The organism is Rickettsia philipii str. 364D (assembly GCF_000283995.1).
Classification (GTDB): domain Bacteria; phylum Pseudomonadota; class Alphaproteobacteria; order Rickettsiales; family Rickettsiaceae; genus Rickettsia; species Rickettsia rickettsii.
The window spans coordinates 1,126,305-1,151,545 of sequence record NC_016930.1; the positions used below are offsets into that span (position 1 = coordinate 1,126,305).

Sequence of the window (25,241 nt, forward strand, 5' to 3'; positions counted from 1 at the left end):
CTCGGTTTTTTCGTCATTGCGAGGAAAATTACGAAGTAATTGTACGTCCGCAATCTCAAGTTTGTTATTATTTCATGAGATTGCCACGCAGCCTATGGCTGCTCACAATGATGACCCGATATCCACACAACAATGCCTTGCGGGAATGACAGTGGAAAACCGAACCACTCAACAACTACGCTATTTACTATATCCTTTTAAAATCTCAAAATCTTGCCCTTGGAGCAAGAATTTTTCAGGTAATGTAATTTTTGCTACAAAATTCTTTACATCTGCGCTTTGTAAATAGATTGTAGCTTTAGCATTACTCTGATCTTCATTATTTATACGAGCTGCAAGCAAGTTTACTATCTGCCGTAATTCTTCATGATTTTGTGGATAAAACTGTAGTTCAAATTGTTTATTATTAATTGCATCCTCAATTGATGAAAAGCTCTTTGCCGTTAGTTTTATTCCTCCCTCATCTTTAACTATGTCACAATTAACAACTACCAAACTTTTAACATCAAGTAAATGTACATAATCTTTTAAAACTTCCTCACTAAAAATACTAAGTTCAAAGATATTCTCAGGATCGGAAAGCACGAGCGTCACAAACCTACCTCTTGCCGACATACGGGAATCCTTTTTTTGTATTACACCGGCAAGATTTACTCGGTTAGTACCATCAGGTAAGTTATTATGCAAATCCGCAGTATTTAAAATATTTAAACGACTAAATATTTCTTGATATTCCGTAAGAGGATGATTAGAGATAAATAAACCCATAGCCTCAAATTCATAAAAGGCTAAAGTATTTTTATCGGCATAATCGCTTGATACTAAAATAGTTGGACTTAAACTAGAAACTTTAATTAAGCTAAATTGATTAGATTCCTGCTCTTCGTGATATGCAGTTGAATAAGAAAGCAATTTTGGAACGCTTGACAATAATTGCAATCGATTATCATGCAGCTCATCAAAACAGCCTGACTTGATTAAATTTTCCAATAATTTACTGTTAATAGATTTTGGGGGTAATCTTTCAATAAAATCAGTAATTGATTTAAACGCCCCTCTTGCTTTTCGCTCATCCGTTACTAACTTACCGAAATTCGGCGTAACTCCCTTAATAGCACCTAAGGCGAAGATTATTGCACCCGCGATGTTATACCGTGGCTTGACCACGGTATCTTTTGAAATTTCCTGGATACCACGATCAAGTCGCGGTATGACAGGCTTTACGCTATGCGGGATGACAGTGTCCGAAAACTGTACACTAAAATACCCTTCAGAAATATTAATATTAGGTGCAATAATTTTTATGCCGTTATCTTTTGCTTCTTGTAAAAATAAATTAATTTTATCGTGATTATTCAATTCAAGATTTAAGCATGCTACTAAAAATTCAGCAGGATAATTAGCTTTAAGATATGCAGTTTGGTATGAAATAACACCGTAAGACGCAGCATGTGCCTTATTAAAACCGTATCCGGCAAATTTAGCCACGGTCGCAAAAATGGATTTAGCTTGAGATTCCGAAATATTATTAGCAATTGCTCCTTTAACAAAAATTTCTTCCTGCTCCTCCATTTCTTTTTTTATCTTCTTACCCATTGCTCTCCGAAGTAAATCGGCAGCTCCTAGCGTATAACCTGCAAGAACCTGAGCAATTCTTTGTACCTGCTCCTGATATATCACCACTCCGTAAGTTTCTTCTAAGATTGGTTTCAATAGCTCATGTAAATAATCAGGCTGTTGTAATTTATGCTTACAAGCTATATAGGTAGGAATATTTTCCATAGGACCAGGACGGTATAACGCACCAAGAGCTATCAAATCATGTATAGAATCAGGTTTAAGGCGTCTAAGTGCATCTTTCATCCCGATACTTTCAAATTGGAAAACGCCTACTCCTTTACCTTTACACAACATTTGATAAGTCTTATTATCATCAAACGTCATATTGTTAAAATCTACTTCTATCCCTTGCTCTTTAAGCAGTTTCTTACAATCGGTAATAACCGTTAGGGTTTGTAGCCCTAAAAAATCAAATTTAATTAAACCGGCAATCTCGGAATATTTCATAGAATAACCGACTACCAGCATATCGGAGTTAGAATCTTTATATACCGGTACTATATCGACTAAATCAGTACCTGCTATTACGATTCCTGCAGCATGAGTTGAGGAATGCCTATGCAGCCCCTCAAGAATTAACGAAGTATCAATCACTAACTTAATTAACTCCGCTTCACCATCTAAATTATACAACCCATTACCTTTAGCGGCATTTGCAAGCTCCGGAACTTCACGCATTGCCTGTTCTAAGCTAACTGGATTAACTGCACTAAAAGGGACAAGCTCCGTTAGATAATCAGCGAATTTATAAGGTAAGCTAAGCACACGAGCGACATCCTTAATTACAGCCTTTGCCTGCATCTTACCGAAAGTTATAATCTGTCCTACTCTATTATTACCGTATTTGGAACGTACGTAATTAATTACTTCCTCACGCCTTTCCTGACAAAAATCAATATCAAAATCAGGCATTGAAATACGTTCAGGATTTAAAAATCTTTCAAATAATAAGCCAAATTTAATCGGATCGAGATCAGTAATAAGCAAGCTCCAAGCAACAACCGAGCCTGCTCCCGATCCTCTACCCGGTCCGACTAAAATACCCTCTTTTTTACTCCATTTAATAAAATCCGATACAATCAAAAAATAACCGGCAAAATTCATATTACAGATAATATCCAGCTCATAATTAAGACGAGCAAAATATTCGGTTTTCAATGCTTCTTGATTCTCTAACGCAATATTTTCAGATTTAAATTTTGCAGCAAGCCTTGCAAGCAACCCTTCTTTTGCATCTTTTTTAATTAAATCCGTTTCACTAATATCTTTGGTGGCAAAATTAGGCAGCATCGGCGGGTTTGCATGTGCGGCAAAATAACAACGCTCTCTTAAATTCACGGTATTTTGGATGGCACTAGGTAAATCGGAAAAAAGCTCTATCATCTCATGCGGTGATCTAAAATAACAATTTTCGCTAACTGTTTTTCGATCCAGATATTCTTTAGTAACACCGGCTGATATACATAACAATACATCATGTGCATCATGCATGCTTTTCTCACTAAACAAAACTTTATTAGTAGCAACAAGCGGAATAGCAAGCTCGGCAGCAATTCTAATATAACTATCCTCAATAAACTGTTCTTCCGGTAGCTCATGTCTCATAATCTCAAAGTAAAAACGATCTCCTAAAATTTCCTGTAATTTACGTGCAAACAGCATCGCTTGCTCCTCGTTGCGAGCTAGCAAGCATTTTCCGACAATACCGTCGGTATAACAGCATAATCCTATTAATCCTTCTTGATATTCGATTAAATCTTCAAAATTAATATGATCGCATATCTTACGATCATTTTTAGTAAAAGTAAGGCTTGATAGTTTGAGTAAATTTTTATAACCAGTTTCATCTTTAGCTATAAGCAAAATTTGAGCAAAAATATCTATATCGTATTTTATATTTAGAATAACTCCGTGTATCGGCTGCAGTCCTTTTTTTACTGCACATAATGCAAACTCTAATGAGCCGAATAAATTTCCCTTATCTGCCAAACAAATAGCAGGCATTTTATTCGATGAAGCAAGTTCTACTACCTTCTCAATCGTTAATGCACTTTCTAGAAAAGAATAAGAGCTTTGAGTTCTTAAATGAATAAATTCAGGTCGCATTTTAAATTAATGTTAAAGTTTATTGTCTTACTGTATGACTCCTTATGTCATTCCCGCATAGGCGGGAATCCAGGGTAAAGCGAGATAAATATTCCCGCCTACGCGGGAATAACATCGGAAGCCTTAACGACAAGACTAAATTTTACTTCCGACTGCATAATATCTAAAACCGATTTTTTTCATTGCTTCATTATCTAGTATATTTCTAAGATCAATGATTATCGGCGATTTTACTAAATCATAAATTTCTTGCCAATTAAGTTCTTTAAATTCTGACCATTCAGTTGCAATAACTATAATATCTACTGATTTACAGGCGTCAACTGCTGAATCTAAATATAGCAAATTTTTATGTTCCAAATTCTTTTTAGCATTTTCAAGACCGATAGGATCAAATGCTTTAACATATACATCTTTATTTAATAAGATCTTTACAATTGCGATGGCAGGGCTTGCTCTTACATCATCTGTTCCTGCTTTATATGTTAAGCCTAAAATTGCTATATTTTTACCTTTTAAATCTCCGTCTAACACAGTAGCTATTTTATCTACCATATTACTTGGACGCTGCTTATTACTTTTAATGACTGCCTTAAGAATCCTACAATCTATATGATGATTTTCTACAAGATTATTTAATGCTAGAATATCTTTTGGAAAGCACGAACCGCCAAAACCAGGTCCTGCATTTAAAAAATTTTGACCGATTCTTTGGTCAAGTCCTACACCTTTAGATAAATCTTTAATATTACCGCCGATTTTTTCACATAAATCAGCCATCTCATTAATAAAAGCAATTTTGGTAGCTAAGAAACTATTTGAAGCATATTTAATAAGTTCGCTCGTCACTAAATCGGTAACCACAAACTTTGCACCTTGTAAAGGTGCATAAATTTTTCGCAATATTTCCTCTGATTCTTTATTATTTACACCGATAACTATACGATCAGGATATAAAAAATCTTCTACCGCACTACCCTCTCTTAAAAACTCAGGATTAGAAGCAACATTAAATGAAAAGCCTCTTGATTTTAAATAAGCTATAATATTACTGCAACTACCCGGCGGAACGGTAGATTTTATGACTATTAAACAATCTTTATTTATATGCTCGAAAACTTTATCAATAGCATCATAAACATATTTTAAATCCGCTTCTCCCAACCCTTTTGAAGGTGTACCGACCGTAATAAATATTGCATCAGCATTGTGAAGTTCATTATTATAAATATTTGTAAATTTTAACCTATCAGATTCTAAAGCTTGCTTAAGATACTCATCAAGTTTAGCTTCATAAATCGGTAATATTCGCTTATTTAATTTGGATATTTTAACCTCATCATTATCAAGACAAGTAACATTATGACCTAAATAGCCCATAATAATACCTGAGACTAATCCCACATATCCGCTACCGATAAATGTAATATTCATAATTTTTTGTGATTTTTATATTAAATTTTAAAATTATACGTTATATTCCAAGTGTATACCTCAAATAAATGAAGAGTAGTATAGACGAAGCTCAATTTCAAAAAGTACAAGGAGTCCACAAGACGAGGAACAGAGCGTATACTTAATACGTGAGTACCGGAGTACTTGTAGGATGATGTAGCCAATTTTTGCAGTTCTACCCGAGTATATAAAGCTTTTATCATATTTCAATAGATTTACAAGCTCAAATGAATTTTATTAAAAAAACCTTTATTAGTATTTTTATAATTCTGATTTCATTATCTTTGGCTATAACTCTAACTGTTTATAGTGCAAATAAAGGACACTTAAATAAACCTTTGAAAAAAATAATTGAATTTTATTTAAGTAAAAATGATATAAAGGCTGTACTACATAATTTAGAATTTAAAGAAAACCGATTATCCATAGATAAAATTTCCTTAAGTCTTATAGATAATGCTAGAGGAGAAATTAACGATTTTCATCTTTTCTTTAATTTCAAAAATTTCTTCTCTAATTCGTTAATAGAGGCTAATTTTAATATCGATAAAATTTCCGTAATTTCAAATAACGATGAAGAGATTATAAATACTTCAACGACCGGTGATTATTCGTTAAATATAATTAAAAAAAATTCCCTAACCGACATACGACTAACTTCAATAAAAAGTGATATCCTAACTGATGAGCAAGGAGCAGACTTACCTCTAGGAAATGCTTTATGCTCATATAAAACCACCTATTCTAAAGATAATCCAAAGACTGTTAATTGCAAACTCACCTTTGGGAACAAAGCTTTTTTATCACTAAGCGGTATAATAACCAATAAAAATATCGATGCAAGTGCAGCTGCCGCAAATATGCCTTTAATAATTTATCAAACAGTCGAAAAAATCATTCCTAATAATCCTATAATCTCATATTTACGAGAACATATAAAACAAGGTTACATCCAAAACGGAGAATTAAATATTAAATTAGATAAAAAATTTTTTAAAAAAAATATTTTAGTAGAAGATAATTTAAAAGCAAATTTACATATCTCGAATTTTGAATATAAATATCATACAGATTTACCACCTTTGACTAAAGTTGATACTAATATAATCATTTCAGGACCGGAAATAAAATTTCTAATTAATGAAGCATATAGCGGTCAAAGTGTCATTTCAGACGGTATTATGACTTTCAAATGGGAAGGACTGGATAAATCACAATTTGTTTTTAATGCTACTGCTAAAGGTGAAATTAATGACTTAATTGCCTTTGTTCCAAATGATGCATATCAAAATATTAAAGCTCAAAATATTGATCTTAAAAAAATCAAAGGAACGGCAAATTCAATAATAGAGCTAATAATTCCTATTAGCCCCAATATCCCTAATAGCTATAATGTTTTGTCAACATTAACAAATATCTCTTTTAACACCTTAGACAATAATATCCTATTACAAAACGGTGAAGCCAAGGTATTTTTAAAAGATAATAAACTAAATATTAGCGGTAAAGGTAACATTAATAATTATGCAAGCAGCTTTACTTATGATCATGATATATCGGATAAAAATAATGAGTGTTTACTTAAAATAAAAAGCAATATTGCGGCAAATAATCAAAGATTTGGAGTATTTAAATTAATTTCAGGCAGCACCGTTTTAAATTTTGAGTATAAAAAACAGCATAATAATGAGAGTTTTATTACCGTTAATTCTAATCTTAATAATTTAGAATTTTATATAGATAAAGTATCTATTCATAAAAAATTATATAAAAAAGCCAATTTATATTTATATACTAAATTAAATGATAAAAATTTCGATAGAAATATTGTATTTAACCTTTCAGGGCAGGATAATCTAAAAATTAACGGTAATGCCTTAATTAAGAAAAATATTTATAATATTAATCTAGCCTCTGTTAAACATAATCATACGGATTTAAAAGGAAACATAATTATAGATAACCATAATCTTAATACGACACTTTATGGCAACAGATTAGATTTATCAAATGCTAATATGATGCAGTTTTTAGAAAAAGCGGAAGATTCTACACGTAATATTAATTTAAAAACTAATATATCAAAAATACTTTTAAAGAATAATATAATTCTAGATAATCTTGATTTAGCAATTAAATGTGATAAAGTGCGGTGTTTCTCCGGCTTTCTAAATGCTAATATTGATAATAAAAAAGTTAAGATGTCGCTTACTGCTAAGGAAACTTTTGAACAATGGTTCATTGAATCCGATAATGCCGGAGCATTGCTTAAGGGACTTGGAATGTATACCACTATGCAAAACGGTCAAATTAACATCAACTTAAATACAAAAAGATATGAAGTAAAAAAAGGTGAAATAGTGCCAATATTAGACGGCAAATTTTCTATAAAACATTTTACGGTAGTCGATACTCCTTTTTTAACACGGCTTGTTTCCTTTGTTTCGTTGCCGGGTTTTCTTAGTTCAATAACTAATAATAAAAATATTTTATTTGAAGATATGATCGGTCAATTTAATTATAGAGGAAATATAATTACAATTTTTGATACGGAAGCACATGGACCGTTCTTTGATTTTACTATGACAGGTAATATTGATACCAAGCAGCAATTAATTATGGTTAAAGGAAATGTTATTCCTTCCTTTTTCTTAATCAGCACTATTGTAACTAAAATACCGGTAGTCGGTAAAATATTTTCCAAAGTCGCTCCTTACTACCTAAAAATGAAATATTAAGTAACTATTTAAAGCTATTAGATTTCATGTACAAAATTTTTAATCATTCCTTTATGTCATTCCTGCGAGGCATTATTGCGTGTGTACCTAATCGTCATTGCGAGCGACTGAAAGCGTTGTTGCATGGCTCAAAAAACGTGTTCGGTGTCATACCATGGCTTGACCACGGTATCCAGAAAACAACTAAAAATACTAACAATATTAGTATTTTTAACTGGGGCCTGCTACAAACTTGCGGGATGACAGAAGTGGAAGCAAGCCATGCAACAAAGCCACAACTGCAAGGAGCGTGGTGGCAATCCAGAAATAATAATAGAATATTCTGTAAATCAGAATTTTTTACTGGATTGCTTCGTCGCAACTTACAGTTTTTCCTCACAATGAAGTTGAAGATCAATTCATGCAAGAATGACATAAATAACCATACATATTTAATCGGTATTTTACTTTTAGGCTTAATTTCCGGTCTTACGTTCAATTTAATTTTTTTTACAGTTCCATATCAATTATCCGAAGCAAAATACACCACTGATATAATAGGTTCGATATCACTAGCTGCCTTTCCGTATTGCTTAAAGGTCATATGGTCACCTTTTATAGATAAATATTCTATACCTTTTTTATGTTCTAAATTCGGTCACAGGCGTGGCTGGGCATTGGTATCACAAATATTTTTAATCCTAGCGATGACGGGGTTCTTAAACATAAGCCCTTGTAATAACTTATATATTACTGCAATTATCTTATTTATTATTTCATCCTGCAGTTCTACACAAGATATTGTACTTGATGCATATAGAATTGAGAGACCTACATCTAAAGAAGAGCTTTCAATGGCTTTTACCTTTAGTAGCATAGGGTTTCGTTTAGGTATGTTACTTGGCAGCGTCGGTACTTTATATTCATCAATTATTTTCGGCTGGAATACAGTATATAAATCGGCTCTATTCATTACTCTAATTGGACCTATAGTAATTTTATGTATCAAAGAACCACAATCACAAGAAATACACCATACAACTACTCATTTAATAGGATTACAACAATATTTTGAAGTTATTAAAAAAAGTATTATCTCCTTAAAAAATGAACAGCAATATTTACTGCTAATTATATTGTTTATCTTTTTATATAAGGCTGCGGATTCTATACCTATGGCTATGAGTTCGCCTTTATTGCTCGATTTAAGTTTTACTACTCATGAAATTGCCGTTATTTACAAAGCTTACGGGTTACTAATCATGATCGTCGGAGGAGCTTTAAGCGGCGTTTTAGCTGCAAAAATGGGTATATTTCATAGTGTCTTAATTGGTGGAGTTATTCAATTATTGTCACCTCTTATGTTTATGATTCTTGCTACTATCGGCTATGATATAAAGACATTTATAATAACTGTGACAGTACAAAATTTTTGTGCAGGCTTTGCAGGAACTATTATCTCTATCTATTTTGCTAGCCTTTGCAATAGTGAATTTGTTGCCACACAATATTCTATTATTGCATCTTTTAGCTCGCTTAGCCGTATTATTCTAGCTAGCCTTGGCGGTATTTGTGCAAAATATCTTACTTGGCCTGTATTCTTTTTAGGTAATACTCTGTTTAGCATGTTATTTATCCCGATATTTTATAAAATATATAGAAAGAAACTAGGCTTTGTGAATATTTCTAAAAACATATGACAATTATTAAAAAAAGTTTATAATATTGATATATATATTTCTGCGAAATGAAGAGTCAGAATTTTTATGAAACTATATAGTTTTCAAGAACATTTATTAGAATTAAAAATAAGGCTTCTTAGAATATTTACTGCTTTTATAATTATATTTGCTATTTGCTATTATTTTAGCGACAATATTTATAGTGTTTTATTAAAACCGCTTGCTAAGCTAAGCGGTGATACGGTACGAAATATAATTTATACAGGGCTTACAGAAGCATTTTTTACCTATATTAAACTTGCAGCTTTTACTGCTTTTACTATTATTATACCTATAATTGCTTTAGAGTGTTATTTATTTATCAGTCCCGGGTTACACCGCCATGAAAAAAAAATTATCGCTTTTATTCTTTTTATGTCGCCTATTTTATTTTGGTGCGGTAGTATTTTTGTTTTTTACTTTGTAATGCCGAAAGCTTGGAATTTTTTTCTTAGTTTTGAAAAACGTGATATGATCCTACCGATAGTTTTGGAAGCAAGAATTAGCGAGTATCTAAATTTAGTTATTCATTTAATTATTGCTTTTGGAGTCGCCTTTCAACTGCCAGTTGTGATAATGATATTAAATATACTAAAAATAGTTAAGGTACAAACACTCAAGCAAAAAAGATGCATTGCCGTGGTAATTAACTTTATTATTGCAGGAATATTAACGCCTCCTGACATTTTAAGCCAGTTTGCTCTTGCAATACCGCTACTTTTATTATATGAAACTTCAATAATTATATGTAATTTTATAGAAAAACTGAGGACACTAAATGTTAAATATCAAATGGATTAGAGAAAATAAAGAATTGTTCGATGAAAAGCTTAGCCAAAGATTTATTGAACCTATGTCTAGTAAAATTGCTATGCTCGACGGAGAGAAAAGAAAAATTACGAGTTTAATTCAAGAATTGCAGCATGCACGTAAGGTAAAATCAAAGATTTTAGGTAATATGGCCTCTAAAAGCGGCGAAGAATTTGAAGGGTTACAAAGAGATGTCAAACATATAAATGAGAAGTTGGAAGCACTTGAACATGATCTAAATAATAATAACGAATTAAATGAACTATTAAATATGTTTCCTAATATTCCGGACGAAGAAGTACCTTACGGAATGGATGCAAGTATGAATAAATTAGTTCGTACTTACGGAGAGACAAATCCAAATGCTTTGAATAAACAGCATTTTGAACTAGGTATAAAATTAAATTTAATGGATTTTGAACAAACTGCTAAAATTTCTGGAACTAAATTTGTAACGTTAAAAGGTGATTTAGCAAAGCTAGAACGTGCTTTAATTAATTTTATGATTGATGTTCATACTAAAGAGTGGGATTTCTTTGAGATATCACCTCCGGTATTAGTTCGAGATAATGCTATGTATAATGCAGGACAACTACCTAAATTTGCCGAAGAGTCTTTTGCAACAACCAATGGTTACAGACTAATTCCAACCGCAGAAGTATCTTTAGTAAATATGGTCGCCGATACTATTATACCAAGAGAAAAATTACCGATACGTTATGTTGCTTACACCCCGTGCTTTAGATCAGAAGCAGGTAGTAGCGGTAGAGATACAAGAGGTATGATTAGATTACATCAGTTCGGTAAAGTTGAGCTAGTATCTATTACTACCCCTGAAGAATCCACAAATGAGCATGAATATATAACTAATGCATCAGAGACTATTTTACAAAAACTGAATCTTCCTTATCGTGTTATGTTACTTTGCACCGGAGATATGGGATTTGCGGCAAAAAAAACCTATGATATAGAAGTATGGCTTCCGGGACAAAAGCAATATCGCGAAATTGCTAGCTGTTCTAATTGTGGAGATTTTCAAGCACGTAGAATGAAAGCAAGATATAAAGAATTCGGCAGTAACGAAACTACCTTAGTTCATACTTTAAATGCTTCAGGATTACCTATCGGAAGAACTATGGTTGCAATACTTGAAAATTATCAGAATGAAGATGGATCAATAACTATACCGGATGTCTTGATAAATTACATGGGAGGATTACAAAAAATCATTGCCTATAGTGAATAATTGTTTATTAAATATAAAATATAAAGTTTCTAGTTGTTGTTAAATTGGCTTTGTTGCATGGCTCTTATGTCATTCCCGCTTTCGCGGGAATGACATCGAGTAGAGACCTACGGCTGCTCGCAATGACGCCCCTAGCATCCACGCAGGCAAAGTTCATTAGTATATACTCCTGTGAAATGAAGAGTTATTATACGAAGTTCAACTTGGAAAAGAGCAAGGAGCCTGTAAGCCGAGGGGCGGAGCGTATACTTAATACGTGAGCATCCGAGGACTTACAAAGACGACGTAGCCAATTTTTCAAGTTGAACTAGTATACAAAACGATAATTTAAATTCAGGTTATTTGTGTTTAGTGGTTTACGAAAATTTGACAAAGATATATATAATTATAATGCTCCTAATTTTATACCTATAGCATGTCATTATAATGAAAATACTTTACTTACCAAAGACGGTAAATTACTACAAATTATCAAAATACACGGCATTACCTCAGAGAAAATAAGCGATAATATACAAAATTTACGTGAAATGGTTAGAGTTTCTATAAAAAAGAATATAACCGATTATGATTTTGCTTTTTGGCTACATACAATAAGAGAAAAACAAAACTTAGACGATTCAACGCCTTACAAAAAATTATTACCGGCAAATATTCATACCTTATGGCAAAGAAAAAACCATTGGAATGATAAATTCGTTAATACTTTATATATATCTATAGTACATGATTCTGCTAAAGTTAACATCACAAATTTTAACTCTTTAATAAATTCTTTATCTAATAAATTAATTACTGATTTTGAAAATAACTACTTAGATTCAGCTTTTCAAAAATTAGACAATGTCACTAATAATATTTTAAATGATTTAAACGAATTCGGTGCTGAAAAACTCGGTATAATATTTGAAAATGATAATGTTTTTTCTAATCCTTTATTTTTATATAATCGCATAGCTAACCTTAATAATAATGATTGTTTGGTACCTATAATAGATTTATCCGATGCAATAGGTAGAAGTATTTATACAATTAGCAGCGATAAAATGGTAGTTACGGATCATGAGAAAAATAATAAATTCGTTTCTTTACTATCTATAAAAGAATATCATGAAACTCCTTCTAATACACTGGATAAATTTTTACAGTTACCGATTGAATTAATAATAACTGAAATATTTTACTTTGTTAGCAAAAAACAAGTAATATCCAAATTGCGTGGTCAAGATTATATTCTAAAAATTACTAACGACTCAACTTTACTTAATCACAAAGGGATTAATAAGCTTAAGGCAGCTAATTTAGATTTTCAATTTTGTAATCAGCAAGTTTCAATTGCCATTATAGAAGAAGATGAAAATAAACTAGATGCAGCCGTAGCTAAAGCATCAACCGAACTTTTTAAACTTGGTATTATTCATGTAAAAGAAGATATTAATATTGAGCCAATATTTTGGTCGCAATTACCTGCTAACTTTGCCTTTATACGTAGAATGTCGCCATTATCCGTAGAGCATATTGCTTCTCTTACCGCTCTTCATAATACTACACTCGGTAATCAATATAATCCTTGGGGTAAGGCTATAACTTTACTGCGAACCGAGAAAGGTACTCCATATTTCATGAATTTTCATGATAAAACGAATAAAGGTAATACTTGCATCTTTGGTACGGGGAAAACCGGCAAAACCGTATTATTGAACTTTTTAATATCAGAATCGACTAAATACGATCCAACAATAATTTATATCTCTAATAATAATGATTCTAAAATTTTTATCGAGGCAATAGAAGGCAAATGGTTAGAACCGGACAAACAAATTATCAATCCATTTTTAGTAGATGATACAGAAAAATCACAAGCATTTATTTTAGAATTTTTAAAATTAATCAGTGGTCATTATATTTCACCTCTTAGCGAAATAGAGATATCCTTTCTAGAGAAATTAAAAAATAAAATTTTATCAATTGAAAAAGAAAAACGTATTTTTTCCGATATTTTAAAATTAGAAGATTTTAAGGAGGAAGGAGGAATACAAATACTTGATAAACTTAAAGTTTTTACCGAAGAACAATTATATTCCGGATTATTTGACGGATCGTCTCTTAACATTGAAGAAGGGAAAGTTATAGGGTTTAATTTATATAAACTTTCTGATGAGCCGTTTTCTAAACAATTTTACCCGACGGAGAGAAAATTTTTAGAACAATTTAATAATAATTTAAAGAAACACCAAAGTATTAGTGCAGCAGTAATTTATGCTTTTACTTATCATTTAAGTCTAGTTGGCACAAAACCTAAAATATTTGCTGCCGATAATTTTGATCAACTTTACAGACCTGAGATTTATTATGATAATATAAATTTAATCTATAATAATTTGTCTCAAAATAACGGTATTTTCGTCAGTAATTTCAATTTTATTTATCTTAAGTCATATCCAAAATATACTATAAAACCTTGGCTTGATTTAATTAATACTAAAATTATTCTACCGTCTGACGTTAAAATAGAAGATTTAGATAAAATTTTAGGTTTAAGCAAGCCGGAAATACGAAAATTATCACAGCTAATGCTTTCTGCAAGAATGTTCTTAATTAGTAAGGATAATGAATCGATAGCTTCTGAATTAAGTATTGCCGCTTTAATAGGAGTTGTCCGTATTTTATCAAGCAGACAGGAGGAAATGGATATTTATAAAAAAATACTTGAACAACACCAAGGTCCTCCGGATAATTGGGTTAATTACCTATATAATGAGTTAAATACGGACTAATATTTCACTCTGTCATCCCGTGATTTATTATGGGATCCAAAAAAAATTAAAAAGGACTGGATCCCGCTACAAGCTCGTGGGATGACAATAATTTATTATGAACTATAAAAACAACGAGCATAAAGAATACTCAAAGTGTTAAAAAAATATTTACTATTTTTCTTATTTTCATTTTTCTCATTTAATGTATATGCATCTATTTGGGATGATATAGTCACTTGTCTTAGCGATCCATGTAATTGCGGTCAAAGTGAGAGAACGGAAATTTGGAATAAGGATGGAGGCATCAATGCAAAGCCAAGAGGACCTTTTAAACCAGGCACATTATGTCCTCCTTGGAATAAAAGCGACGGTCGCAATAATGATACTTGTTTATTAAAATTTGATTACCCAGGTATATTTATCGGTTTTTTACTCAATAGATGTGCAGAAGAAGCCCCTGATAGTAGTTACTTTACTCCAAAAATTCGTATTAGAATTCAAAGCTGTAATGCCATAGCTTGTTGGCACCAAAACTCTACTTTAAATTGGGATGGAGAATGTGTAGTATGGCCTACAGGTTACGGTATACCTCTAACTAGAGTCTGTGCTAGAGTTGCCGTACCGGATATGCCTCCACCTCCCGGGATCAATGCCCCACCTTCCCCTGCAGATCCAGGTTATACCGATGGAGTACATCTCAATAAAGTCGGTTATACAGAAACTGATAATAAGATAATCGGTATAGACGGAAAAATAATTACTTTAAAACCTCCTAAACTTTGTGCTTATAGCGATCCTGGACTTGTTAACCTTGTTTCAGATTCCGGTGTACATCTTGATCCGATGGACTGGAATCCTAACCGTCAACCTCTTCATCACACTAACGAACTTAGCCCTATTGCAAAAGTATTAAAATTTTTAGTTGAAACGATAAAAGGAGTAAGTTTACCAAGTTTATTAGGGCAGCTTCTTGGTATGATAGATCAAAATTCAGAATTTATAAAAGTACTTCAATCAATACTTAATGCAATAGGAGAGATTTTTAATTTTTTTCCTACTTTAATAATAAAAATTATTGAAGCACTTGGGTCATTAAACGGTTCTGTAGATAGCTATTCTTTTGGTTGTGTACAATTACCTTTAGGGCCTTTTCCACCACCATATTGTCCAAATTTAGATTATATTACCACTAATGCGAGTGCTCATAATGTATGTAGCATAAAAGATGCAAGCGGCCAGTTTGACCAATCTTCTACTAATCCGGCTTGTGTAGTGCCATCTAATATTAATGTTAAAAACAATATTGTTAATAATACCATACGTGTTAGCTTTAGCAATCTTGTTCCACTTTGCACGAGTTCTCGCTCTGACCTCAAAACTTGTGTAGAACCACGTAATATAGATTTTTCTTCAGCAAAAATTACTCATACTAATACGGCTTTTAAAGATTTAATTAAATCGTGTAAGAATACTTCAGGCAACACTCCATGTATTAATACAGAAATTTCTACGCCATGTAGTGTTACGGCTAACGGTTGTAATGAGGGGTTTAGAATAGTATATTCGCAGAAAATTGGAAATGTAGAAACACCCAGCGATTACTACATAAGCGATATACCGGACTGTCCAAGTTCTAATTCAACTACCTGTCAAAAAGTGTGGGGAGTTAATATCGGCGAATTTAAGGATGTAAGCGTAAAATTTCCTGAGGTACAAAAGCAAGATACAACTAGCTTAATGCCTATAAAGACAGATGTCATCTTAAAAGACAACAAAGGTAAAGATAGAAAGCTTTATGTCTCTATTAGTAATACCGAAGACGATAAGCAAAATCCTAATAATATTTGCTTATTTGAGTCCGGTAATTTAATAGATTGTGTACCGCGAGTAAATCATTCTTACAGCTTAGCTGCTTATGAATGTGCAAAGCAATATGCCGGAATTACCTGTACTAATAATAGCAATCCCAACGATGCTTATTATAAACCACAATTCATTGCGTCAGTACAAGTAAGAGAAGGCGACAATATCATAGATGAAACAAGCACTCTTGTAACGCCGTTAGCATACGCCGGACCTCCACCTCCCAACCCCACTGACACAGAAAGCATAGTAATGCTTGCCGGTTATAAGTATAGTTCTTCCGTTGCGTTTATACCTAAAGATTCAAAGGAAGATAAATATATTGCTATGCCGTTTTCAGGAGAGAATGCTCTAAATCAGTTGACTATTCACGGTAAATATAAAGACGATAAAGTACCTTATGATAGTAATGGAAATCCTTACTCAAGTGCGGTATATTTAAAATATTTAGAATATATAAACGGTAAATATATCCAAGGTGGAACGCATGCCTGCTTGATGCCGAAAAATTTCCAACATTGTAACCCTATGCTGCGTCCTACTTTACCTGATGGATCACCTATGCCCGGTTACAATCATGACTCAACAAATTGTGTACTTGCTAAACTCCACAACAACGATACTATAAATTGTAAAGATTTTAAAAAAAAATATAACGTTAAATATCCAAATCTTGGCTTATGTAAAAAAGATATAGATCTAACGCGCTGTACTCTAGAAGAAACAGTGTCAGGTCCAGGAAGAGGTATTACAATTTATACTTGCAATATAAATAAGATTCCGAGTAAATGCTATACCAATAACGATAAGGCTAATACTCCAATATGTGTTTTAAGTAGGGATTATACAGATAGAATCGAGCCGAAACCTAACATAGGACCAATATTAGTACCGGTAGATCCTTCAAAATATTATACAGTGACATATACAAAAGGAGATAACAATACTCCTCCTGAGCCGACATATAACGCTGAGACTGAGGATGTAAGAGATAAAACTTGGCAAGAGCTAAATCTTTGTGTTCCTATATTAGTACCTACTTGTGCTAAAATTCCTAGCACAGAGAAAGCTCCTTCCGGTAACAATCACGGTAATGCAGAATGGCCTGAAAGCGATATAGGAGAACTTGCAAAAGGAAAATGCCCGACGAATTGGAGACCTATTGATCCTAATAAACCTTTAGAACGCCATTGTTTATCATATTTTGATAGAAAGGTTGTCGAGTTTGAACCTTTAGGCCACAATGTCGGCTGTAGAAAATTTAAAGGATTCCCCATAAAAGTTGGTTATAACGACTTTCCATCAGACCAATTACTTGAGACCCCTTATAATCCGGTAACTAAAATAGGTGACTATATCTTCAACAAAAAACCGGTACCACATGGGAGCATTATGGCATTTCCAAAGGATGGAGCACTTATAGCTGCAACAAATAAACCGGACAATACAATATTGCATACTGTAGAATTCAAAGTAACTTTAGATGCAATAATGGACGATATTGAGTATTTTGCAGTAAAAGATTTATGGTATAATGATTGCACATTAATATATGTCAACGGCACAAAGTTACTTAGCTTCCCTACTAACATTGATTCTCTAGATGAGAAAAGGTACTGTAACAATGGAAATAACCAAGATCAAACATTACAAGCTAAAAATTTACCGATTGATATAAAGCGTTATTTAAAACCAGGAGAAAATACTATAAGATTCCAGCTAAGAGTTATGTTTGAGGGAGGACTATATTTCCACATGCAATATAAAATGAAGAGATAAATAAATGAGTTGGATTATTTTTTATACGGTAATCGCTGCTTTACTGATTCTCGATTTGGGAATAATACAAAAAAAAAATACCATAATGAGCTTTAAAGCAAGCGTACTTTTTAGTCTTTTCTATATTGTAATAGCTTGTTTATTCGGTATCTATGTTTACTATAATACGGGGATAGATCATGCTCGTGAATATTATACTTGCTTTCTCATTGAGAAAGCTATGTCACTTGATAATATTTTTGTTATCTCTATTATTTTCCAATTTTTTAAAATTCCCTGGCAATATCAACATCGTGTTTTATTTTTCGGTATAATAGGCGTAATAATATTCAGAGCCGTAATGATTTACGGCGGTATTATTCTTATAAATAAATTTGCCTGGTTATTATATATTTTTGCCGTAATACTTATTGCTACAGGTATAAAAACTTTCTATGTATCACATAAAACTTTTGATATACAGAATTCTTATATTTACAAGTCAATAATAAACAATCTAAATATTACCCCTAACCTTGAAGGGGATAAATTTGTTGTTAAACGTAATAACAAACTATATTGCACTCCCCTTTTTATATCTCTAGTACTGATAGAAGCAATAGATTTAGTCTTTGCTATAGATAGTATACCGGCAATATTCGCAATTACTAATGATGTTTATATAATTTATACTTCAAATATTTTTGCTATTTTAGGGCTTAGAGCGTTATTCTTTTGTTTAGCAGAAATTGTAGAACGTTTCAGTTATATAAAATATTCTTTGGCTTTAATTTTAATATTTATCAGCTTTAAAATATTTATTCATCATTATATAGCGATTCCGGAATATGTTGCGTTCACTGTGACTATTACTTTATTACTATTTGGTATAATTGCTTCCATAATTAGGAAAAATATGATTGACCATTAATAAAGGGGGTATATAATATTTTTTTATTTTTTAAGCAATTATAATGACTAAATTACTAAAATTATTTTTTATTACTATCATCATTTTTAATAACATTGCTTTCGCAAAAGAAACAGGGTTCTATATACGAGTAGAAGGCGGAATAATTGAACCGGTCGTTAGTAAATTCCGACATAAACACTCAAATACCGAAATAATTTTAAAAAAATCAAGTATGTATAGTGGAAAAATAGGCTATATAATATATCCAAAGATAGCTATTGAATTCTCAGCAACTTATCAACCTAAATATAGTCTGCATTACGTATTACCTCAGCAAAATTTAAGTAATGGTCTCACTATTCCTAAAACCCCAGGTAATACTACCGTATTATCAAATATATATATGCTAAATCTTATTTATGATTTAGAAAAAATAAAAACTTTCACACCTTTTGTAATACTTGGAGGTGGAATAGCACAAGTAAAAGTTAAGCCTACCTCTTCTAGGTGGAGTGTTATAAATAGCGATTATTTTAAAGTAAGAAAAACTCATAAAAATTGTGTTGCTTGGCAAGCAGGTCTTGGAATTTCACAAGATGTAACTTCAAATTTAAGTATTGATGCAACTGCAAAATTACAAACGGCATATAGAGTAAGAATTAATTATGATACGCTTGATATGAAAACGGGGCAATTCGTGCCAACAAATCCTATCAAAAAAACTATAGCCGTTGGAGAATTTGGCATAGGATTTACTTATAGATTGCCATTTTAATAATTCTGTGAAATATTTATATGAAAGCTACAATGTCATCATCCCACGGGATGACACGAATAATTCAACTACATAAGGGAAAAATATGTCTCCAAAAGCTACTAACTCTTCTTCTACCCCTAACGGTCATGATAAGATGGCAAAAAAAACACATTCCGCACAATCCGTTGTTAACGGTGCGGTTTCAGATCATAACACTTATGATGAAATACCTTATGAAAGCTACCCATATGCTCTTACAAATCCTTATCACTTAAGTACACTTGCAACTCTTTTCGGTGTAAATGCTCCTGAAGTCGAGAATGCAAAAATATTAGAGCTTGGTTGCGCAGCAGGCGGTAATTTAATACCACATGCAGTTCTTTATCCAAAAGCTTATTTTGTTGGGGTTGATTTGTCTAAGGTACAAATTGACGAAGCAAATAAAAATGTTAAAACGCTAGGATTAAAAAATATAGAGTTCCATCATTGTTCGATAACTGATATTAACGATTCTTTCGGTAAGTTTGATTATATAATTTGCCATGGTGTAATTTCTTGGGTACCAAAAACCGTTAGAGATAAAATTTTTGAAGTTTGTAATAAAAATCTTAGTCCAAACGGAATAGCATATATTAGCTATAATACCCTCCCTGGCTGGAATATGGTCCGTACTATTAGAGATATGATGATGTATCATTCTAGCTCATTTGCAAATGTACGGGATAGAATAGCTCAATCTAGATTGTTACTAGAATTTGTTAAGGATAGCTTAGAAAACTCTAAAACTCCTTATGCAGAAACATTAAAAACCGAAGCAGGGCTACTTGCTAAACAAACCGATCATTATTTACGTCATGATCATCTAGAAGAAGAAAATGCTCAATTCTACTTCCATGAATTTATGAATGAAGCAAGAAAGCACAATTTACAATATTTAGCCGATTGTAATCTTTCGACTATGTATCTCGGTAATATGCCGCCGAAAGTAGTAGAGCAGTTAAAAGCGGTAAACGATATAGTTAGAACCGAACAATATATGGATTTCATTACGAATCGTCGTTTTAGAACCACTTTACTATGTCATAGTGATGTGAAAATTAATAGAAATATTAACAATGATGATATAACGAAATTTAATATAATCTTTAATATAGTGCCTGAAAAACCACTCAAAGAAGTAGATCTTAATAATACTTCCGAAAATTTAAAATTCTTCTTAAACGGCAATCAAGACTCTAACTTAACAACTAGTTCGCCTTATATGAAAGCTATTTTATACACTTTCAGCGAAAATCTAAATAACCCGTTAAGCTTTGAGAAAATAACCACTGAAGCTAATAAAAAGCTACATAATACTAAATTAAACGAAATCAAAGCTGAGCTTTTAAATAATGCAATGAAGCTAGTACTACAAGGTTATATTAGTATTACAAATCAGAAGCATCGAAATAACCCTGAGCTTGATAAGCCTAAAACAACAAAAATGGTGATACATCAAGCAACCCATACACCTTCTATGTGGGTTACAAATTTAAAACATGAACCGATCGGCGTTAATTTCTTTGAGAAGTTTGCACTTAGATATATGGATGGTAAACATGATAAAAAAGCAATCATTGAGGCTGTACTTGGTCATGTAGAAAAAGGCGAGCTAACTTTAAGTAAAGAAGGTCAAAAAGTAGAAAACAAGGAAGAAATACGCAAAGAACTAGAAAGCTTATTTATTCCGATGATCAAGAAATTTTCTTCTAATGCTTTGTTGGTGTAGCCAATTTGCACTCTGTCATACCGTGGTCTTGCCACGGTATCCATGATACTAAACAAAAATTATTTATTGATTCTCCTACGCCAATGGCGTATAATTATTATGAGTAAAAAACTGATTTCAGTTGTTGAGCTTCCAGAGTTTCAAAAATTCGCTAAGAATAATTTAAATGAAAAAGAATGCTTTAAAATAATACATTACATTGCTGCTAATCCTGACCAAGGTGATATAATCAAAGGCACTGGAGGTATAAGAAGAAAGTTATGATTTACTTTAAGTAGTAATAATAAAGGTAAAAGTGGCAGTATAAGAATAATTTATTTTTACTACAATGAAAATATGCCGGTATTTTTAATAACCGGTTTTATAAAAAGTAAGATGGAAAATATTAATCATAATAGTTGTAATGAATTAAAAAAACTAACTGAAGAATTGGAAAATTATATGTCGGACGCGGCAAAAATAAATAATAAAAATACTAATCAAACCGACAAAAGTATATTAATTGGAATGCAAGAGGCTGTTTTATACACTAAAGGAAAATTAAAAGCAAATAAACATGATATAAAATTATCTAATATAGACGTGCATGAAGCAAGAGATAAGTTAAAATTAACACAACAACAATTTGCTACAACATTTGGAGTGAGTGTTGCAACTTTAAGAAACTGGGAACAAGGCAGAAGATTACCTACCGGAGCTGCAAAATTACTTCTTAAGATTATTGAGAAAGAACCTAATGTTGTAAAACGAGTTTTACGAGGATAAAATAGAGATAAGACACAACCTATATAAACACCATGCCTATATTTTTTTATTTATTTGCAACATTAATAACTATCAGTAGCGTATGCGTTGTCTTAAGCAAAAATTCCGTATATTCAGTATTATGGTTAATTTTTGCATTTATCAACGGTGCAGGGCTTATGATTTTGCTTGGAGCAGAATTTTTAGCTATGATGCTGATAGTGATTTATGTTGGAGCTGTAGCAGTATTATTCTTATTTGTGATAATGATGCTAGATATGCATTTTAATAAGACAATAACGCAGCTAAAAGCAAATCTAGCTTTAAGTATTTTTATAGCTTTGATTATGTTTGCCGATTTAGTAATAATTATTTTACTTGGTACTAAAAATATTAATTTCAACTCCAATGTATCGTTTACCATAACAAATAATATCTCAAATACTAAAGCAATAGGAGGCGTACTCTACACAGACTTTATGCTACCGTTTCAAATGGCGGGCCTTATATTATTTGTCGCTATGATTGCATGTATTACGTTAACACTAAAGAAGCGTGAGGGAGTAAAACGTCAAGATATATCAAAACAACTACGTCACAATAAAGAAAATACTGTATTAATGACAAAGCCTATTCTAAATAAAGGTGTTGAGAATATTAAATATGAATGAATATATTTCGCTTAATCATTATTTAATCTTAAGCAGCTTAGTTTTTACTATCGGAATGTTTGGATTATTTATGCATCGCAAAAATATTATCAATATATTAATGTCTATTGAGTTAATGCTGCTTGCAGTTAACATAAATTTTGTTGCATTTTCCGTATATATGCAAGAATTATCGGGACAAATTTTTAGTATTATAATCTTAACCGTAGCAGCTGCCGAAACCTCAATCGGGCTTGCAATATTACTAATATATTTCCGTAATAAAGGCTCCATTGAAATTACCGACATTAATCAGATGTGGGGATAATGATGTATCAAAATATTTGCATAATGATCATCATGTTACCGCTTGCATCTAGCATAATAAACGGGTTATTCGTAAGGGTAATAGACAAAAAATTAGCGCAAGTAATTGCAACCGGCTTTTTATCTTTATCTGCCTTATTCTCATTAATAATATTTTGCGATGCAGGCTTAGATGGGAATATAATCCATATTAAATTATTACCATGGATTGAGGTTGGAAATTTTAAAGTAAATTGGTCGATTTATATCGATCAGCTAACTAGCATAATGTTTATAGCCGTAACATGGGTGTCAAGCATCGTGCATATCTACTCGCTTGGCTATATGGCCGAAGATAAGGGGATTATACGCTTCTTGTCTTTTCTTTCTTTATTCACTTTTTTTATGTTAATGCTAGTATCTAGCGATAATTTCTTACAGTTATTTTTCGGTTGGGAGGGCGTCGGCATTTGCTCATATTTACTAATAGGTTTTTGGTATTCAAAAGAATCAGCTAATAAAGCAGCGATTAAAGCTTTTATAATAAATAGAGCCAGCGATTTTGCTTTTATCTTAGGCATAATGACGATTATTATTTATTGTGGCTCAGCAAATTACAAAGATGTATTGTCATCTGCAGAATTATTATCTAATATAAAAATATTTTTACATTTTTCCATTCTAGACATTATTTGTTTATTATTATTCATCGGTTGTATGGGTAAATCTGCACAGATCGGTTTACATGTATGGCTTCCTGATGCGATGGAAGGACCGACTCCGGTATCTGCACTTATTCATGCAGCAACCATGGTAACGGCAGGAGTATTCTTAGTAGCACGCTGCTCTTATTTATTTGAATATAGCCCTTTAATTCTACAATTTATTACGATTATCGGCGGTGTTACTTGTCTTTTTGCTGCAAGCATCGCTATTATGCACAGCGATATCAAGAAGATTATTGCTTACTCAACTTGTAGTCAGCTTGGTTATATGTTCATGGCGTGCGGAGTATCTGCCTATAATAGCGGAATATTTCACTTAGTAACTCATGCCTTTTTTAAGGCCTTATTATTCTTATCAGCCGGCAGCGTAATACATGCCGTTCACGAGCAGGATATTTTTAAAATGGGTGATTTAAGAAATAAAATGCCGGTAACTTATGGCAACTTCTTAATCGGCTCACTTGCACTAATAGGGATTTATCCTTTGGCAGGATTTTACTCTAAAGACTCGATTTTAGAAGCGGCTTATAGTAGCGGCTCGTTTATGTTTATTTTTGGAATAGCAGCAGCAATACTTACCGCTATTTATTCAATGAAGATTATTATGTTGGTATTTCATGGCAAAACTAAGCTAGAAAAAGATGTTTTTGAGCATGCTCACGAACCGGCTAAAGTAATGAATAATCCACTTATATTACTTGTCGCCGGGAGCTTTTTTAGCGGTATGATCGGCTATTATTTACTTGCTATGGACAAACCAAACGGTTATTTCCATGCAAGCCTATTTAATTTACATATTTATAAATTACTAATTAGCCACCCGCCTTTATATATTAAGCTACTACCTATGGCAGTCGGTATAGTGGGGATTGTTACTGGGATTTACTTATATAAGTCAAGTACTGTTATGTCATTCCCGCAAACGCGGAAATCCAGTAAAAATATTAAAAACGCCTGGATCCTGCGGTCAAGCCGCGGGATGACACCCCTTGTATTAATTTCCAACATATTACGCAATAAATATTACTTCGATGAAATATATAATTGCTTAATTGTGAAACCTATTAACTGTTTAGCTTCTTTATTTTATCTTGGCGATCAGCAAATAATCGATCGTTTTGGACCAAACGGTTTTTCACGAGTCGTTAATTACTTGAGCGTTCTTACCGGCAAAATACAAACAGGATATGTTTTTAATTATGCTTTGTATATAGTATCATTTATTGTTGTAACAATTAGTTATTTTGTTTGGAAAAACATAATGTACTGATGTTATTTGCGTTAAAAACTAAAACCGTCATTGCGAGCGAACGTAAAGAGCGT

Annotated in this window: 17 protein-coding genes; 15 read left to right on the forward strand and 2 right to left on the reverse strand. The window is 32.2% G+C overall.

Going from position 1 to position 25,241, the window contains the following annotated elements; genetic code table 11:
• Nucleotides 1-180: 180 nt before the first annotated feature.
• Entirely contained in the window at nt 181-3,726 is a 3,546-nt protein-coding gene (gene dnaE / locus RSA_RS05985; RefSeq protein WP_014365023.1) for a DNA polymerase III subunit alpha, read from the reverse strand.
• 135 nt (nt 3,727-3,861) lie between these two features.
• Nucleotides 3,862-5,160 carry a UDP-glucose dehydrogenase family protein gene (locus RSA_RS05990; RefSeq protein ID WP_014365024.1) on the reverse strand — a complete coding sequence of 433 codons (1,299 nt, stop codon included), beginning with the start codon at nt 5,158-5,160 and terminating at the stop codon, nt 3,862-3,864.
• Between the two features lie 248 nt (nt 5,161-5,408).
• Here RSA_RS05990 and RSA_RS05995 point away from each other — a divergent pair, with 248 nt between their 5' ends.
• The 15 genes from RSA_RS05995 (at nt 5,409) to nuoL (ending at nt 25,188) form a co-directional block, all read left to right on the forward strand.
• Nucleotides 5,409-7,919, forward strand: coding sequence for a YhdP family protein (locus RSA_RS05995; protein ID WP_014365025.1), 2,511 nt, complete (start codon nt 5,409-5,411; stop codon nt 7,917-7,919).
• A gap of 26 nt (nt 7,920-7,945) precedes the next feature.
• Nucleotides 7,946-9,598 carry an MFS transporter gene (locus RSA_RS06000; RefSeq protein ID WP_231284226.1) on the forward strand — a complete coding sequence of 551 codons (1,653 nt, stop codon included), beginning with the start codon at nt 7,946-7,948 and terminating at the stop codon, nt 9,596-9,598.
• A 66-nt stretch (nt 9,599-9,664) separates the two neighbouring features.
• Nucleotides 9,665-10,420: a twin-arginine translocase subunit TatC gene (gene tatC, locus RSA_RS06005; protein ID WP_014365027.1), complete on the forward strand. Its 756-nt coding sequence runs from the start codon at nt 9,665-9,667 to the stop codon at nt 10,418-10,420.
• A complete protein-coding gene (serS, locus tag RSA_RS06010) occupies nt 10,398-11,675 on the forward strand; it encodes a serine--tRNA ligase (protein WP_014363286.1) in 1,278 nt (425 codons plus the stop codon). The genes tatC and serS overlap by 23 nt, the downstream gene beginning before the upstream one ends.
• Nucleotides 11,676-11,719: 44 nt before the next feature.
• Nucleotides 11,720-11,935, forward strand: a complete 216-nt coding sequence (locus RSA_RS10360; RefSeq protein ID WP_012262598.1) for a palindromic element RPE5 domain-containing protein — start codon at nt 11,720-11,722, stop codon at nt 11,933-11,935.
• A gap of 84 nt (nt 11,936-12,019) precedes the next feature.
• Nucleotides 12,020-14,452 (forward strand): VirB4 family type IV secretion/conjugal transfer ATPase, encoded by a 2,433-nt coding sequence (locus RSA_RS06015; protein WP_014365028.1) that lies wholly within the window; start codon nt 12,020-12,022, stop codon nt 14,450-14,452.
• 135 nt (nt 14,453-14,587) lie between these two features.
• Complete coding sequence (locus RSA_RS06020; protein ID WP_014365029.1) at nt 14,588-18,076, forward strand: hypothetical protein; 3,489 nt, start codon at nt 14,588-14,590, stop codon at nt 18,074-18,076.
• A 4-nt stretch (nt 18,077-18,080) separates the two neighbouring features.
• Nucleotides 18,081-18,986, forward strand: a complete 906-nt coding sequence (locus RSA_RS06025) for a TerC/Alx family metal homeostasis membrane protein (protein ID WP_014365030.1) — start codon at nt 18,081-18,083, stop codon at nt 18,984-18,986.
• 43 nt (nt 18,987-19,029) lie between these two features.
• Complete coding sequence (locus tag RSA_RS06030; protein ID WP_014365031.1) at nt 19,030-19,743, forward strand: outer membrane protein; 714 nt, start codon at nt 19,030-19,032, stop codon at nt 19,741-19,743.
• Nucleotides 19,744-19,828: 85 nt separating this feature from the next.
• Entirely contained in the window at nt 19,829-21,493 is a 1,665-nt protein-coding gene (locus tag RSA_RS06035) for a methyltransferase regulatory domain-containing protein (RefSeq protein WP_014365032.1), read from the forward strand.
• 42 nt (nt 21,494-21,535) lie between these two features.
• Complete coding sequence (locus RSA_RS09105) at nt 21,536-21,757, forward strand: hypothetical protein (RefSeq protein ID WP_041472364.1); 222 nt, start codon at nt 21,536-21,538, stop codon at nt 21,755-21,757.
• Nucleotides 21,758-21,829: 72 nt separating this feature from the next.
• Nucleotides 21,830-22,258: a helix-turn-helix domain-containing protein gene (locus RSA_RS09110; RefSeq protein ID WP_014365033.1), complete on the forward strand. Its 429-nt coding sequence runs from the start codon at nt 21,830-21,832 to the stop codon at nt 22,256-22,258.
• 32 nt (nt 22,259-22,290) lie between these two features.
• The gene (locus RSA_RS06050; RefSeq protein WP_010977789.1) at nt 22,291-22,908 is read left to right on the forward strand and encodes an NADH-quinone oxidoreductase subunit J; all 618 of its coding nucleotides are present in this window, start codon (nt 22,291-22,293) and stop codon (nt 22,906-22,908) included.
• Entirely contained in the window at nt 22,901-23,215 is a 315-nt protein-coding gene (gene nuoK / locus RSA_RS06055) for an NADH-quinone oxidoreductase subunit NuoK (RefSeq protein ID WP_012151334.1), read from the forward strand. Before RSA_RS06050 ends, nuoK begins: the two co-directional genes overlap by 8 nt.
• A complete protein-coding gene (nuoL, locus tag RSA_RS06060; protein WP_014365034.1) occupies nt 23,215-25,188 on the forward strand; it encodes an NADH-quinone oxidoreductase subunit L in 1,974 nt (657 codons plus the stop codon). The genes nuoK and nuoL overlap by 1 nt, the downstream gene beginning before the upstream one ends.
• Nucleotides 25,189-25,241 lie beyond the last annotated feature (53 nt).